Annotated in this window: 10 protein-coding genes and 1 tRNA gene; 6 read left to right on the top strand and 5 right to left on the bottom strand. The window is 72.0% G+C overall.

Annotated features, from left to right (window positions below):
• Positions 1–32 precede the first annotated feature (32 nt).
• Positions 33–2777, top strand: a complete 2745-nt coding sequence (locus OG927_RS05255) for an exo-rhamnogalacturonan lyase family protein (protein WP_056786868.1) — start codon at positions 33–35, stop codon at positions 2775–2777.
• Here the strand turns inward: OG927_RS05255 and OG927_RS05250 are convergent.
• A complete protein-coding gene (locus OG927_RS05250; protein ID WP_330319780.1) occupies positions 2774–5233 on the bottom strand; it encodes an SCO7613 C-terminal domain-containing membrane protein in 2460 nt (819 codons plus the stop codon). The two genes, OG927_RS05255 and OG927_RS05250, sit on opposite strands and share 4 nt — an antisense overlap.
• 193 nt (positions 5234–5426) lie before the next feature.
• Between OG927_RS05250 and OG927_RS05245 the strand changes: the two genes are divergently transcribed.
• Positions 5427–5498: transfer RNA gene (locus OG927_RS05245), tRNA-Val, on the top strand.
• A gap of 62 nt (positions 5499–5560) precedes the next feature.
• Here OG927_RS05245 and OG927_RS05240 read toward each other — a convergent pair.
• A complete protein-coding gene (locus tag OG927_RS05240) occupies positions 5561–6286 on the bottom strand; it encodes a 3'-5' exonuclease (RefSeq protein WP_124282918.1) in 726 nt (241 codons plus the stop codon).
• 196 nt (positions 6287–6482) lie between these two features.
• Here OG927_RS05240 and OG927_RS05235 point away from each other — a divergent pair, with 196 nt between their 5' ends.
• The 3 genes from OG927_RS05235 (at position 6483) to thrS (ending at position 10400) form a co-directional block, all read left to right on the top strand.
• The gene (locus OG927_RS05235) at positions 6483–7082 is read left to right on the top strand and encodes a DUF4365 domain-containing protein (protein ID WP_319100149.1); all 600 of its coding nucleotides are present in this window, start codon (positions 6483–6485) and stop codon (positions 7080–7082) included.
• Positions 7082–8323 (top strand): hypothetical protein, encoded by a 1242-nt coding sequence (locus OG927_RS05230; RefSeq protein WP_330319779.1) that lies wholly within the window; start codon positions 7082–7084, stop codon positions 8321–8323. The genes OG927_RS05235 and OG927_RS05230 overlap by 1 nt, the downstream gene beginning before the upstream one ends.
• A gap of 100 nt (positions 8324–8423) precedes the next feature.
• Entirely contained in the window at positions 8424–10400 is a 1977-nt protein-coding gene (gene thrS / locus OG927_RS05225; protein WP_124282920.1) for a threonine--tRNA ligase, read from the top strand.
• Positions 10401–10427: 27 nt separating this feature from the next.
• Here the strand turns inward: thrS and OG927_RS05220 are convergent, their stop codons facing one another.
• Positions 10428–11105, bottom strand: a complete 678-nt coding sequence (locus OG927_RS05220) for a potassium channel family protein (RefSeq protein WP_319100145.1) — start codon at positions 11103–11105, stop codon at positions 10428–10430.
• Between the two features lie 66 nt (positions 11106–11171).
• On the opposite strand from OG927_RS05220, the gene OG927_RS05215 reads away from it, so the two are divergent.
• Positions 11172–11744, top strand: coding sequence for an HIT family protein (locus OG927_RS05215; protein WP_056786900.1), 573 nt, complete (start codon positions 11172–11174; stop codon positions 11742–11744).
• Positions 11745–11797: 53 nt separating this feature from the next.
• Here the strand turns inward: OG927_RS05215 and OG927_RS05210 are convergent, their stop codons facing one another.
• Entirely contained in the window at positions 11798–13468 is a 1671-nt protein-coding gene (locus OG927_RS05210; RefSeq protein WP_056786905.1) for a hypothetical protein, read from the bottom strand.
• A gap of 156 nt (positions 13469–13624) precedes the next feature.
• Positions 13625–15850 carry an elongation factor G-like protein EF-G2 gene (locus tag OG927_RS05205; RefSeq protein WP_056786909.1) on the bottom strand — a complete coding sequence of 742 codons (2226 nt, stop codon included), beginning with the start codon at positions 15848–15850 and terminating at the stop codon, positions 13625–13627.
• Positions 15851–16041 lie beyond the last annotated feature (191 nt).

The raw sequence follows: 16041 nt of genomic DNA, 5'->3' as shown, positions 1-16041 counted from the left end.
TGTCCCCGATGTGCACGGAGAGAGGTACAACCATGTCCGAAATGCCCCGCAGAACGCTCCTGAAGGCCGCAGCGGCGGCCGGAGCGGCGGCCCAGCTCAGCTGGTCCCTCGGCTCCGCCACCGCGACGGCCGCCCAGAGCGCGGACAGCACCGCCGAGCCCGTCCCCCTCACCTGGCTGGAGTCCGCCGGCCTCGGCGCCGCCCCCGGATCGACCCTCGGCGTGCCCTGGCCCAAGGGGCAGTACACGGACAACCAGACCTTCGCCCTGGCCACCGAGGACGGCAGGGACGTCCCCGTGCAGACCTGGCCCATCGGCTACTGGCCGGACGGTTCGCTCAAGTGGACCGCCCACGCGGTCGGCCCCGAGGTCACCGCCGAGAAGTTCGCGCTCACCGCCGGTACCCCCGCCGCCCCGCGGAACAAGGTCGGCGCCACCCGTTCGGGCGGCACCATCACCGTCTCCACCGGGGTGATCACCGTCAGGCTCGGCACGAACGGCTCCGCCCTCGTCAAGACCGTCACGCGGGGCTCCACCGAGATCGCCGGCAACGGCCGGCTCGTCCTGCTGCGCCAGAACGAGATCGAGGACGGCGACCAGGGCAACGAGAAGTACGAGCGCTTCGAGAGCGTCATCGACGAGGCCGCGATCGAACAGGACGGCCCGGTCCGCGCCGTCGTCCGTATCGACGGCAAGCACCGCAAGGGCTCCCGCTCCTGGATGCCCTTCTCCGTACGCTTCTACTTCTACGCGGGCGCCGACTCCTTCCGCATGGTGCACACCATCACCTACGACGGCACCCAGGAACCCGGCAAGCCGAGCGGCGACTTCATCCGCGGCCTCGGAGTCCGCTTCACCGTCCCGATGCGCGACGCCGCGTACGACCGCCACATCCGCATCGGCGGCGACGGCACGGGGCTCCTGCGCGAAGCCGTGAAGGGAATCACGGGACTGCGCCGCGACCCCGGCGCCGCCGTCCGCGAGGCCCAGTTCGCCGGACAGAAGCTCCCCGACCCCGGCACCTGGGACCAGCGGGTCACCACCCGACTGAAGTACATCCCCGAATGGGGCGACTACACCCTCTCGCAGCTGTCCGCCGACGGCTTCGGACTGCGCAAGCGCACGAAGAAGGGCCACGGCTGGATCCCCGCCGGAGGCGGCAGGCGGGCCTCCGGCTTCGGATATGTCGGCGGGCCGACCGGCGGATTCTCCTTCGGGCTCCGCGACTTCTGGGAGAAGCACCCCGCCCAGCTCGACATCCGCGACGCCCACACCGACAGCGCGGAGGTCACCCTCTGGCTCTGGTCACCCGAAGCCCGACCCATGGACCTGCGCTTCTACCACGACGGCATGGACCAGGACACCCACGCCGACCAGCTCGAAGGCCTCAACATCACCTACGAGGACTACGAACCCGGCTTCGGCACCCCGTACGGCATCGCCAGGACGAGCGAACTGCTCTTCTGGGCCAACGAATCCACCCCCGCCCCCGACGTGCTCGCCCAGCAGGTCGACGCCGTCCGCACGCCGCCCCAGCTCGCAGCCCCGCCCAGGCAGCTCGTCGAGGCCAAGGTCTTCGGCGGGCTCTTCGCCGAACCCGACCGGTCCACCGCCGCCAAGTCGAAGATCGAGGACCACCTGGACTTCCTCTTCACCTACTACAAGGACCAGGTGGAGATGCGCCGGTGGTACGGCTTCTGGGACTACGGCGACATCATGCACACCTACGACCCCACCCGTCACCAGTGGTGCTACGACGTCGGGGGGTACGCCTGGGACAACTCCGAGCTCTCGCCCGACCTCTGGCTCTGGTACGCGTACATGCGCTCCGGACGCGCCGACATCTACCGCTTCGCCGAGGCCATGACCCGGCACACCGGTGAGGTGGACGTCTACCACCTCGGCGAATGGGCCGGACTCGGCACCCGCCACGGAGTCCAGCACTACGCCGACAGCGCCAAGCAGCAGCGCATCGCCAACACCACCTACCGCCGGATGTTCTACTTCCTCACCGCGGACGAGCGCGTCGGCGACCTCATGCACGCCAACGTCGACTCCGACGAGACCTTCCTGGCCCTCGACCCCATCCGCAAGATCCGGACCGAGCCGTACACCCCCGACCGCCACGCCCTGTCCATCGGCTTCGGCACGGACTGGAGCGGCCTCGTCTCCGCCTGGCTCACCGAGTGGGAGCGCCGCGGACCCAAGTGGGAGAAGGCCAGGGACCGGGTGCTGTCCACCATGGAGACCATCGCCGCGCAGCCCAACGGCTTCGTCCAGGGCACCGGCCTCTACGACCTCGACACCGGCAGGTTCGCCATCGCGGAGAAGGCCGAGGTCGGCGTCTCGCACCTGTCGGCCATGTTCGGCCTCGTCGAACTCAACGCCGAACTCATCGACATGATCGACATGCCGGCGTTCAAGGCCGCCTGGATCGACTACTGCCGCTACTTCAACGCCACCAAGGCCGAGCAGGCCGCACGCTACGGCAGCAACTTCGGCAGCCTCCTGCTGTTCCAGGGCCACTCGCGGCAGGACGCCTACGCCGCCGCCCAGACCGGCGACGTCACCCTCGCCACCCGGGCCTGGAAGCAGTTCTACAGCAGCACCGACGCCTGGGACTACAAGGAGAGCACCGACTGGAGCACCAAGAGGATCGAGGGACCGACCGGGCCCGTCGAGGGCGGTGAAGCGGCCTGGGTGAGCACCAACTCCACCGCCCTGTACGGACTCGCGGCGATCCAGAACCTCGCGCTCGTCGGCGACAGGATGCCCTAACGCATCCGGCCCAGGCTCTCCCGCACCCGGCGCGCGTCGCGCAGCCGCTGCTCGTACGTCGCACCGACCGCGAGCAGCAGCAGCCCGGCGAGCGCCGGGAACACCCACCGCGGAAGCGTGTCGAACACCTGGACCACGTGCGGCGCCAGCTCGTGCAGCCCGTCCAGCGCCAGGACCGAACCGCCCAGCACCAGCGGGGCCTGGAGCCGCCGGCGGGCCCCCACCAGTGTGACCACCAGCGCCGCCGCACCGAGCAGCAGGGGCCGCAGCCAGCCGGGGTCGGCCCACGCCACCACGAGGCTGGGCACCATCGTGATCGACAGGGCCGGACCGTACGTCACCCAGGAGGAGGCGGCGGGGTCCCTGCGACGGCGCAGCCACCCGACCGCGAAGGCGGCCACCGACACCGGCAGGGTGTACGCCTCCGGATCCGACACCCCCGAAGCCACCATCCGCACCCACGCCGCCAGCACGAACAGCACCGCCGCCAGATACCCCGCAGCCGGCCGGCGCTCGGGCCGTACCGCGGTCGCCGCGGCCAGGACCCCGCACAACCCCAGCACCAGCGCGAGGAACGGCGCCTCCGTCACCGCGAGCCCCACCGCCACCAGCGCACCGAACGCCCCGGCGGCCTCCAGAGGTGCCGCCACCGCCGCCCCCCGCAGCCGGGCCCCGAGCAGCACCGTCACCGCCGGAACGACCAGCACCACCGGAGCCGCCTGCGGCGCGGTCCATCCCAGCGAAGCCCCCGCCGCCGAAGCCACCACGATCGCGCACAGCACCGAGCCGACGGCCGGCACCGACCGCACCACGCCGGCCCCCGACCGTGCCGCCGCACCCGCGAACAGCACCAGCAGCCCCCCGAACACCACGTACGTGGCCGGCTCGGCGGCCGACGCGAGCAGCCCCGCACCCACCGCGCCCACGAGCCCGCAGACCAGAGCGGTCAGGGACGCGCCGCCGGGCGCCCGCCGCACGGCGAGCTCCAGGAGCCCCGCCACCAGCAGCAGTTCCACGCCCACCGCCACCGCGTACGGCACGTCCGACACCGCGAGCAGGGCCAGCACCGCACCCCAGGCCAGAACCGGTGCGCCCGCCCCCGCGGCGATCCGCCACCCCGGACCGGGCGACACGAACGTCCAAGGCATCCGCCTCCACCCGGAGTGCAGCGCCGTCAGCACGGCCGCCACCACCACGAGCACCACCGGGGACGCGGCCGACGCCGGCCACGCCGTCGACAGCCCGAGCGCCTCCCGGAACCCCTCCGGTGCCCCGGACCACACGTCCGCCCCCACCGACACCGGCCCCAGCAGCACCGCGGCGACCACCGGCAACGCCCACAGCAGCGCAACCGCCGTGACCGCGGCGGACGCCGCCACCACACCCCGGCCCACCGGTCGCGGGATCCGGAGCCGCAGTACCAGCAGCAACGCGAGACCGCACAGCAGATGTACGAGGACCGCCCAGTCCCACGGCAGCCCCGTACGCAGCACACCGCCCACCGCGGCCACCGAGGCCAGGCCCGCCACCACACCCGCGGCCACGGCCCACCCCTGCGGCGCGCGCCAAGCCCCGGCCACGGCCAGCCCCGCACCCGCCAGCAGCAGGGCCCCGGGACCCACCGCTGCCGGCGGAGCACCGGCCGACACGGACAGACCCAGACCGATGAGCAGCGCGACCAGCCCGGTCGCCGACGCCCCGACAGCCGCCGTGACCCGCACCGCGAGCCCACGGCCCCGCAGCGCCACCGCCACATCCGCCGCAGCCGTCACCAGCAGCGCCCATCCGAAGACCACCGCGGGCGCGCCCGCGGCCCACGCCCACAGCAGGAGCGGCAGCTGACCCGCCACCACGGCCGCGGGCAGCGGCAGCCGCAGCCGCCCGAGCCACAGTCCGTACGCCGTCCACACCGAGGCCAGGACGGCGGACGCGACAGCCGAGAACGCCGGCCCGTCCGTGTCCGGCGCCGCCACCGCGTGCAGCGCGTACGCGTCGAGCACCATCAGTACCGATGCCAGCGCGGCCAGCGCCTCGGCCGTCGAGGTCAGCCCCCGGCGCAGCAGCGTCGCGGGTGCCACGAGGGCGCCCGCCGTGACCGCCGCCAGCGCCGCCGAACGGCCCGCGATGCCCATCTCGCCCCAGCTGAACAGGGTGAAGGCGATCGCCGCGATCGTCAGCAGCAGCCCACCGAGGACCAGCAGCACGTTCTGCACACCCGACGAAGCGGCCGCCGGGGCCGCACGGCCCGCCGGCGCCGCACCGCTCGGCGGCCCCCAGGCGAACGGCCCGGCGGGGGGCCCCGCGGGAGGTGCCCCGTACGGCGGCGCGACCGGTGGCCGCAGCACGCTCAGCAGCCAGGCGCGGCGGTTCAGCAGCTGCAGCCTGTGGGCGTCCAGCCGGACCAGTTCTCGGTCGAGGAGCGCCAGTTCCTCGGCGGGCGGCGGCACATGTTCCATGTACGGGAGTGTGGCGGCGGCCACAGCCTCGTACATGCGCTCGGATACTCAGTTCCGTCCCTGAGTAGGTCCCGCTCGCGCGGACCGGACCCTCGGACCGGGACCACCACCGCTTCACGAGCGCCCGGGACCTTCACTCCGCGAAGCGGTTTGAACGTACCCCTCGGGGCCCTGTATGGTTCAACCCGTTCCCGGGCGATTAGCTCAGTGGGAGAGCGCTTCGTTCACACCGAAGAGGTCACTGGTTCGAAACCAGTATCGCCCACCCGGGAAGAGCCGGTCCGTCAGCACCACCGACGGACCGGCTCTCGCGTACCCGCACCCGGATCAGGCCGCCGCGGGCAGCCCCGGACGCATGGGCCACGCCGGGTCCACCGCCTCCGGCGCACCGCTCTTCTCGAACCACGCCTGCAGCCCGCGTGCCTGCGCCGCGTGCCACACCGCCTGCAGGGAATGCAGCTCCGCCGGACTCAGCCGCTCCAGCCGGGCGGAGAACCGCCGCCCCACCGCGCGCACCAGCTCCAGCGAGGCCGCCGCGTCGGCCGCCGCGTCGTGCGCCCCGTCCAGCACCACCTCGTACAGCGCGCACAGATCCGTCAGCGTGCGACGGCCCTTGCGGTAGCGGTCCAGATGCTTGTCCAGGACCCGCGGATCCAGCACGCACAGCGGTGCGTTCCCCAGATAGCCGGCCAGCGACGACGCCCGGTGACGCTTCAGCTCCCGGTCGAGCAGCGTCAGGTCGAACGGTGCGTTCATCACGACGAGCGGCCGCCCCGTCGCGCACTGCTCGGCCAGCGCCCGGGCTATCTCCTCGACCACCGGCGCGGGCCACCGGCCGTTGCGCTGCAGATGGTCATCGGTCAGACCGTGGATCTCGGTCGCCCCGACGGGCACCGGGATCCCCGGATTGACGAGCCAGCGGGTGACGCGGAGCCGTCCGCCCGCGGTGTCCTGGACGACGAGGGCAGCCGAAACGATCCGGTCCTCCTCGACGTCCACGCCCGTCGTCTCTGTGTCAAAAGCCGCCAGCGGCCCTTCGAACCAGTGCATCATCCCCGAACTCCTCGCACCTGCTTGGCAGATGGCGGGATTCCTCTGCCCGATCCGGTGATACCCGCGCCCTTTGCCTGATACGCCGTTTGCGGCCGCCCTCCTGCGGTGACAACACAGATGACGGGTAAGGAAGTTGGCCGTCCCGTCAGCGGAGACCGGGCAACCGGTCGGCACAGCCCGGAAGGCACACGGAGCCATGGCGCTCGCGCAGCCGAATCCAGGGGGTCCCGCCCGCACCGGAAACCACGGGGGAGGACCGCCACCCCAGCGGATCGCACCACCGTCGCGCGGCACCCTCGCCACCACCGCGTGCATGGAGACCCTCCAGGTGGGCTACCTGCACGCGGTGGCCGCCGCGGCGGGATGCTCCCTCTCGCAGCCCTTTCCCGACAACGGCATCGACTGGCACGTCAGCCACAGCGCCCCCGAGCACACCGTCGACGACGAAGTGACCATCAAGGTGCAGCTCAAGTGCACCTACCAGATCCCGCCGCACCCACCGGGCGAGGCGTTCTCCTTCACCCTCGACAACGCCCATCTGGTGAAGCTCGCGCGGACGCCCGTCTCGGTGCACAAGATCCTGGTCGTGATGCTCGTGCCCCGCAGCCAAGAGGACTGGCTGCGGGCCGGACACGAGCGGCTCGACCTGAGGCACTGCTGCTACTGGACCAACCTGGCCGGCCACGCGGTGACGGGACGGCACAGGACCACTGTCCGGATCCCGACCTCGCGGATCTTCGACGACCGAGCACTCTGCGAGATCATGGCCCGGGTCGGGGCGGGAGGGAGACCCTGATGCACCGACCGATGGACGAGCCCGCCGACCGGGCGGCACCTGCCGGCACGCGCGCACACCCCTGTGTCGAGGACCCGGACCCGCGCCAGGGGCCCGACCCCGCCCTCGTCGACCCCGCCGTCCTCGGCTCCCTCCTGGGCCGGCACGGCTGGCGCCGCCGCGGGGCGGTCGCCGGGCACTACAGCCGCTGGACCCCGCCCGGACCCGCCGCGGCGGGCCCCAGCCTGCTCGTGCCCGACACCGCCTCCTACCCGGACAGCGAGGACCTGCTGGCCGAGGCGCTCAGCGCACTCGTGCACTGCGCCGCCCCGTCCGCCCGCGAGATCCTCGTCTCCCTCGCCGTTCCCAGCGACGAGATCCGCTGGTGGCGCGACGTGCCCGAGGGGACGGCCGGCGCCGCCGGCTGGACGGAGACCGAACAACTGCGGACGGCGGCCCGGAAGATCCTGCTCGCCGGAGCACTCGCCGCACGCGGCCTCGCCGGCCACCACGGTGCGCGCCACCGGGTGAAGGCGCGGGCGGCTCTGGACGGCATACTCGTCGGTCCCGCGCCGGTCGGCAGCCGGCTCACGGTGTTCGTCCCCGTCGCCTCCGGGCGGGCCGTCGCCGTGCGGCTCCACCAGGCATTGCACGCCACCCGGGAGGCCGTCGACTACCAGCGCGCCACCGGGGGCATGGAGGCGTTCGACAGTGCCGTCGCGGCCGGGGTCAGCCGTGAGCTGACCAAGGCGCTGACCGACCTGGTCCGGGGATCCGAGGGTGCCGGGATCAGCCTGGACTGGGCACCCGCCGCGGGAACCCCCGCAGGCTGCCCCGCGCGGCCCGAGCCCGTCGAATTCTCCCCGGGCGACCTGCCCGCCCTGCGTCTGGCAGGGGCGCGCTACCTCCGGGACGAGCCCTCCGTCCGGGTGCGGATCACCGGAGCCGTCGTACGGCTGCGCCGCTCCGGGCCACGCGGCCCCGGCGTCGTGCGGCTGCGGGTGCTGGCGGGCGCCGAGGTCGCGCACGTGCGGATCGAGCTCGACGAGGAGGCGTACCGGATCGCGGGCCACGCCCACCTCGTCGGACTGCCGCTGCGGGTGGAGGGCCGGCTGGAGAGCCGGGGCGGCTTCCGGCGGCTCACCGGCGCCTCCCAGGTGGCTCCCGTCCAGGTCGACGAGGCGGAGCGGGACCGGCTGATGAAGTCACTCCAGGAGAACGTCGACTTCTTCGAGGAGGCCTGCACGGGGGACGAGGGGTAGCCCCGCGGTATCCCTTTCGCGTCCGGGGGCTCCGGCTCGGTACGATTCCCCCTGCGCGCGCAGAAGGAAAGCGACGCACCCCCTCAGTCAGGAGAGACCGGTGTCAGACGTCCGTGTGATCATCCAACGCGATTCCGAGCGGGAAGAGCACGTGGTGACGACGGGTACGACGGCCGGCGAGCTCTTCCCCGGGCAGCGCACCGTCGTCGCCGCACGTATCGAGGGTGAGCTGCGCGACCTCGCGTACGAGCTCAAGGACGGCGAGGTCGTCGAGCCCGTCGAGATCTCCTCCGAGGACGGCCTGAACATCCTGCGGCACTCCACCGCGCATGTGATGGCCCAGGCCGTGCAGGAGCTGCACCCCGAGGCCAAGCTGGGCATCGGCCCGCCGGTCAAGGACGGCTTCTACTACGACTTCGACGTCGAGAAGCCGTTCACGCCCGAGGACCTCAAGGCCATCGAGAAGAAGATGCAGGAGATCCAGAAGCGCGGGCAGCGGTTCTCGCGCCGGGTCGTCACCGACGAGGCCGCCCGCGAGGAGCTCGCCGACGAGCCGTACAAGCTCGAGCTGATCGGCATCAAGGGCTCGGCCTCCTCGGACGACGGCGCCGACGTCGAGGTGGGCGGCGGCGAGCTGACCATCTACGACAACCTGGACGCCAAGACCGGCGACCTGTGCTGGAAGGACCTCTGCCGGGGCCCGCACCTGCCCACCACCCGGTTCATCCCCGCGTTCAAGCTGATGCGGAACGCGGCCGCGTACTGGCGGGGCAGCGAGAAGAACCCGATGCTCCAGCGCATCTACGGCACCGCGTGGCCGACCAAGGACGAGCTCAAGGCGCACCTGGAGTTCCTGGAGGAGGCCGCCAAGCGCGACCACCGCAAGCTCGGCAACGAGCTGGACCTCTTCTCCTTCCCCGACGAGATCGGCCCCGGCCTCGCCGTCTTCCACCCCAAGGGCGGCGTCATCCGCCGGGCCATGGAGGACTACTCGCGGCGCCGCCACGAGGAGGAGGGCTACGAGTTCGTCTACAGCCCCCACGCCACCAAGGGCAAGCTGTTCGAGAAGTCCGGCCACCTGGACTGGTACGCCGACGGCATGTACCCGCCCATGCAGCTCGACGACGGGGTGGACTACTACCTCAAGCCGATGAACTGCCCGATGCACAACCTGATCTTCGACGCGCGCGGCCGCTCGTACCGTGAACTGCCGCTGCGACTCTTCGAGTTCGGGACGGTCTACCGGTACGAGAAGTCGGGTGTCGTCCACGGGCTGACCCGCTCGCGCGGCTTCACGCAGGACGACGCGCACATCTACTGCACCAAGGAGCAGATGGCCGAGGAGCTCGACAGGACGCTCACCTTCGTCCTGAACCTGCTCCGCGACTACGGTCTGACCGACTTCTACCTGGAGCTGTCCACCAAGGACCCGGAGAAGTTCGTCGGCTCGGACGAGGTCTGGGAAGAGGCCACCGAGACGCTGCGCCAGGTCGCCGAGAAGCAGAACCTGCCGCTGGTCCCGGACCCGGGCGGCGCCGCGTTCTACGGCCCGAAGATCTCGGTCCAGTGCAAGGACGCCATCGGCCGGACCTGGCAGATGTCGACCGTGCAGCTCGACTTCAACCTCCCGGAGCGCTTCGACCTGGAGTACACCGGCCCGGACGGCACCAAGCAGCGCCCGGTCATGATCCACCGTGCGCTGTTCGGTTCCATCGAGCGCTTCTTCGCTGTGCTGCTGGAGCACTACGCGGGCGCGTTCCCGGTGTGGCTGGCCCCGGTCCAGGCGGTCGGCATCCCGATCGGCGACAGCCACATCCCGTACCTGCAGGAGTTCGCCGCCAAGGCGCGCAAGCAGGGGCTGCGGGTCGACGTGGACGCCTCCTCGGACCGCATGCAGAAGAAGATCCGCAACCAGCAGAAGCTGAAGGTCCCCTTCATGATCATCGCCGGCGACGAGGACATGGCCAACGGCGCCGTCTCCTTCCGCTACCGCGACGGTTCGCAGGAGAACGGCATCCCGGTCGACGAGGCCATCGCCAAGATCGCGAAGGCCGTCGAGGACCGCGTCCAGGTCTGACCCGGACACGAGAGGGCCCCCGGTGAGCTACCCGCTCGCCGGGGGCCCCTTCTCGTCCTCCCGGGAGAACACCTGCAGCAGCCACGACGAGAACGAGCCCGTCACCGCCCCCAGCAGCGCGAGGCCGCAGGCCATCAGCAGCGCCGCGATCAGCCGGCCCACCGGTGTCACCGGCACGGCGTCCCCGTACCCCACCGTCGTCAGCGTCGCGCACGCCCACCACACCGCGTCGCCGAACGTGCGGATCGAGGCACCCGGCGCCCCGTGCTCCTGCTGGTACACGGCGAGTGCGGCGGAGAAGCCCAGGAGCACGGACGTGAGGCCCGCGTACACGATCACGCGGGCGTACAGGCTCAGCCGCGGCTGCTCCCGGCGCTTCTGGACCGCCGAGTAGACCCGGACCACGCGCAACGGGCGCAGCAGCGGCAGCAGCAGGACGAGCGTGTCCAGCCAGTGGGTGCGCGCGAAGCGCCGGCCCTGCCCGCTCAGCCGGAGCCGTACGCCGTAGTCCACGACGAAGGCGGACCAGGTGGCCGCGACGAGGGCGAGCGCGATGTCCCGCCAGGGTTCGGAGCCGTGGGGGGAGAGGACGCGCACCGCGTAGCCGAGGAGGAAGAGGAGCGACGCGGCGAAGAGCGGTACTTCCGTGCGCTGCTCCCATTCCGTGAGCCGGCGGGGGACGGGATCCGTGGGGCGGTCGCTCATGGCGCCAGCATCGCGGTGCGCCGCGGGGTGAGGACCCGGCGACACGCGCGGCCCGGACGAAGCAATATGCTGACGGGCATGACGAGTGAGCCGGAGCAGCAGATCGGAGTGGGGACGCCCGACGCGTTCCAGCGTCTGTGGACGCCCCACCGGATGGCCTACATCCAGGGTGAGAACAAGCCGAGCGGCCCGGAGTCCGGGGACGGCTGTCCGTTCTGCGTGATTCCCTCCAAGTCGGACGAGGACGGGCTCGTCGTCGCCCGGGGCGAGAAGGTCTACGCGGTGCTGAACCTGTATCCGTACAACGGCGGGCACCTCATGGTGGTGCCCTACCGGCACGTCGCCGACTACACGGAGCTGGACGGTCCGGAGACGGCGGAGCTCGCCGATTTCACGAAGCGGGCCATGGTCGCACTGCGGGCGGCCTCCGGGGCGCACGGCTTCAACATCGGGATGAACCAGGGCGCCGACGCGGGCGCCGGGATCGCCGCCCACCTCCACCAGCACGTGGTGCCGCGCTGGGGCGGGGACACGAACTTCATGCCGGTGGTCGGGCACACGAAGGTGCTCCCGCAGCTGCTGGGTGACACCCGGGCCATGCTGGCCGGCGCGTGGCCGGCGGAGCTGCCCGCCGTCTGAGCGGATCGTCGCAGCGGGTGGGGCGCCCCGGCCGGGGCGCCCCACCCGCTGTTTCACGCGTCGTAGACGTCGGCCTTCTTCGGCGCGGCGTCCTGGACCATGCCGCTGAGGGCCATGGAGCGGTTGTTGAAGCGCTCGGTGTCGACGCCGTGGTCCTCCAGGACCCGCATCGCCGCGGAGTGCACGACGCGCAGGACGGGCGTGGCCGCCCGCATGGCGTCGTCCGCCATGAAGCGGTGGCCCCAGGGCTTGGCCGCCCAGGCGTGGCGCAGCCCGAAGGGCTCGGGGAGGACGATCTTGCCGCCGAAGTAGTCGAGCAGCGGCGGGTACCAGGTGAGGGGCGCACGCAGCGCCAGCCTGACGACCTCGTTCGCCTTGACGAGGGGGAGCGTGATCGTGCGGGTCTCCCAGAAGCGGACGGACTTCTTGACGGTCCTCGTCTCGGCGGCCGGCTTGGACAGGAAGAGCGAGTGGACGGGGCCGAGCGCGTGTCCGGTGACCTCGACGCGCAGGGTCTCGTGGAGCACGGTGACGGTGATCAGCATGGTGATGACCAGCTGGCCGTCCCAGAGGGTGAACTGGACCCCGAGGTAGTGCCGGTCACCGCTGCTGAACTGCTGGTGGTTGCAGATGCGCTGTATCTCGTGGGGCTTGATCTGGAAGGTGGCCACGTCCTCGCCCGAGGGGCGGGAGACGGAGTCCGCGTTCTCCCCGACGGGCGAGACGATCCAGTGCTTGACGGACGGGGTGGGGAAGCCGCCGGTGTTCAGGGGGCCGCGTTCCAGCATCTTCAGCTGGTCGTGGATGGCGCGCACCACGTCCCAGCTGCGGAACTGGTGGATCTCCTTGGTCGGGTCCTTGGGCACCAGCTCCTCGGCGAGCTGCCAGCTGCCCCAGCGGGTGCCCATGCCGAGGACGCCCTTGGCGCCCGCGTAGAAGACCGAGTTCGACTGCTGTTCGGCGGAGAGCTTCTCCAGGCCCTGGCGCAGCGCCTCGCGTGCGGTCTCGTTGGGGTTCTTCGGCACGGCCTCGGGGATCTTCGCACTGACGCCGGCGCCGGAGAGGAGCCCCTCCCAGCGGGCGCGCATGTCCTTGGCGGAGGACTCCGCGATCCTTTTGGCGAGCACCCAGCCGATCAGCGGGGCGATGACCATGGCGCGCAGGTAGAGGGCCAGGAGCCCGGTGAGGGGCATGGTGATCAGGAAGAAGGCGGCGACGCCGCCGACGGCCACGAGCAGGACGCCGCCCAGGGCCTGGAAGGCCTTGTCCTTGGACTTGTTGAGGGAGTCGCGCAGCCGGAAGGCCAGGACCCAGAGGACGAGTCCGGGCAGGAAGGCGAGACCGAAGACGGCGGTGACCATGGTCAGTCTGGTGTCCCGCGCCTTGCGCAGCCGGGTCGCGGACAGACAGTGCTCGACGACGGTCTGCGGGTCGCTGCCGAAGGACTGGATGAGGGCGCCGCGGGCACCGCCGAGCATGCGCTCCTGGACGGCACGGGAGAACGCCTCGCCGAGATTCGGCTTGAAGTAATCGGACTTGAAGAGCTTGGAGCTGCCCGGTTTCACCTCGGACTTGTGCCACTCGCTGTTGGCCTTGAGGATCTCGGCCACATCGCTGTCACGGTACGCGGCGGAGGCGAGGGCGTTGGTCGCCACCGCCTGCCCGCCGGAACCCTGCAGCGGGATCTGCGCTCCGGGAGAGAAATCGAATCCGTCGTTGGCCACTGCCGCCCCCACTCGCCCGCACGGTCTGCTCCTGCGGCTGTTCCCAACTACCGTACGTCGCACACCTTCTGAGCTGGGACCACAGCGTATCGTCCGGAACGCGGCGTCGCCCGGCATCGGGCTCATGGACGGTCGGCGGGAGCCAAATCCGGACAACTAGGTCCCGCTCGCGTGGTTTTCCTCCCTTTCGCGTAGGCGTTCTGCCAGCTGGGAGGGCATGGGTTCGTGCCGGGCGTACGCCCGGTCGAACCGTCCGGTGCCGTGCGTCAGGGCGCGCAGATCGACGGCGTACCTGCCGATCTCGGTCTCGGGCACCTCGGCGCGTATGCGGGTGCGCTCACCGGATTCCTGTTCGGTGCCGACCACCCGGCCGCGGCGTCCCGCGAGATCGCTCATCACGGCGCCCACGTAGGCGTCGAGGACCAGCACGTGGATCTCGGCCACCGGTTCGAGCAGCTGGACGCGGGTGCCGGCGGCGGCCTCGCGCAGGGCGAGCGCACCTGCGGTCTGGAAGGCGGCGTCGGAGGAGTCCACCGAGTGGGACTTCCCGTCGAGCAGGGTGACGCGCACGTCGACGAGCGGGTGTCCGGTCGCGAGGCCGCGGGCGGCCTGGGCGCGTACGCCCTTCTCCACGGAGGAGATGAACTGGCGGGGAACCGAGCCCCCGACCACCCTGTCGACGAATTCGATGCCCGCGCCGGGCGGCAGCGGCTCCACCTCGATCTCGCAGACGGCGTACTGGCCGTGGCCGCCGGACTGCTTGACGTGCCGGCCGCGCCCTACGGTCCGGGACGCGAAGGTCTCCCGGAGGGGCACGAGGTGGGGCACCGCGTCGACCTGGACGCCGTACCGGCTGCGCAGCCGCTCCAGCGCGACATCGGTGTGGGCCTCGCCCATGCACCACAGGACGAGCTGACCGGTGTCGGGGTTCTGCTCCAGCCGCATGGTGGGGTCCTCGGCGACCAGCCGGGCCAGGCCGTGGGAGAGCTTGTCCTCGTCCGCCTTGCCGTGGGCGCGCACCGCCAGCGGCAGCAGCGGGTCCGGCATGGTCCAGGGCTCGATCAGCAGCGGGTCACCGGCGGGGGAGAGGGTGTCACCCGTCTCGGCTCCGCCCAGCCGGGACACACAGGCCAGGTCCCCGGCGACGCACTCGTCCAGGGGACGCTGCTGCCCGCCGAACGGGGAGGTGAGCGCTCCGACCCGTACGTCGGCGTCGTGGAAGGGGCGGGCCGGGTGGCCGGGGTCGGTCAGGCCGTGGCCGCGGACGTGCACCGTGTCCTCGGCGCGCAGGGTGCCGGAGAAGACGCGGACCAGGCAGACCCGTCCGACGTAGGGGTCGGACGACGTCTTGACGACCTCGGCGACCAGGGGTGCTTCCGGGTCGCAGACCGGAACGGCGCGCGGGGCGCCCTCGGGCGTGGTGACGGAGGGGAGGGCGCGTTCCAGGGGGGAGGGGAACCCGCGGGTGACGAGATCGAGGAGTTCGACGGTGCCGACGCCCTGGCGCGCACCGTCGGCGGCCGGCGCGGCGGTGAGCACGGGGTGGAAGGAGGCACGCGCGACGGCGCGCTCCAGGCCCTCGACGAGGGTCTCGACGGCGATGTCGCCGCCGCCCAGGTAGTGGTCCATCAGGGTCTCGTCCTCGCTCTCGGCGATGATCCCTTCGACGAGCCGGTTGCGGGCCTCCAGGAGGGGCGCGCGCCGGTCCGGGGCGGGCGGGCGCTCGGTCCGTTCCCCGGAGGAGTAGTCCAGGACCCGCTGGGTGAGGAGCCCGGTGAGACCGGTGAGCCGGGCATGCCCGTCCGGGCCCTCGGGGCCGCGCACCGGCAGGTAGAGCGGGAGCACGGCATCCGGGTCGTCTCCCCCGAAGAGCCGGCCGCAGACCCTGGTCATCTCGTCGAAGGACGTGCGTGCGGTGTCCAGGTGCGTGACGACGATCGCGCGCGGCATCCCGACGGCCGCGCACTCCTCCCACGCGGCACGGGCGGTACCCGCCACGGCGTCGGCCTCCTGGGCCGCCGAGACGACGAAGAGGGCCGCGTCCGCCGCCCGCAGACCGGCCCTGAGCTCCCCGACGAAGTCGGCGTAGCCGGGGGTGTCCAGCAGATTGACCCGGTGGCCGCGCCACTCGACGGGGACCAGCGAGAGCTGTACGGAGCGCTGCCGCCGCCGCTCGATCTCGTCGTGGTCGGAGACGGTTCCGCCGTCCTCGACCCGGCCGGCCCGGTTGAGTGCCCCGGCCGTCAGCGCGAGGGCCTCGACGAGGGTGGTCTTGCCGGAGCCGCTGTGGCCGACCAGCACCACGTTCCGTACGGAAGCGGGCCCGTCGGCCGCCGTCGCCCTGCCGGCGGCCCCGGTGTGCGCGTGTGTCCTGTCGCCCATGATGCGTGCCTCCCGTGGGGGTGGCGCGGTGCCGGGTCGGCACCGGCGCGGTGGGGGAGAAAGGTGCACGGGCGACGGGGAGCCGCCACGGCGGCTTCGGCGACGCCCGCGGTCCTTCGAGCTTTCCACTCACGCCCGGCGCCGTCCATACGTCGCACCCGGCCCGCCATGACTTCGGGACGTCGGCGGGG

Origin of the sequence: Streptomyces clavifer, assembly GCF_036345975.1 — a bacterium.
GTDB lineage: Bacteria > Actinomycetota > Actinomycetes > Streptomycetales > Streptomycetaceae > Streptomyces > Streptomyces clavifer.
This window is presented reverse-complemented; position numbering and strand designations above follow the sequence as displayed.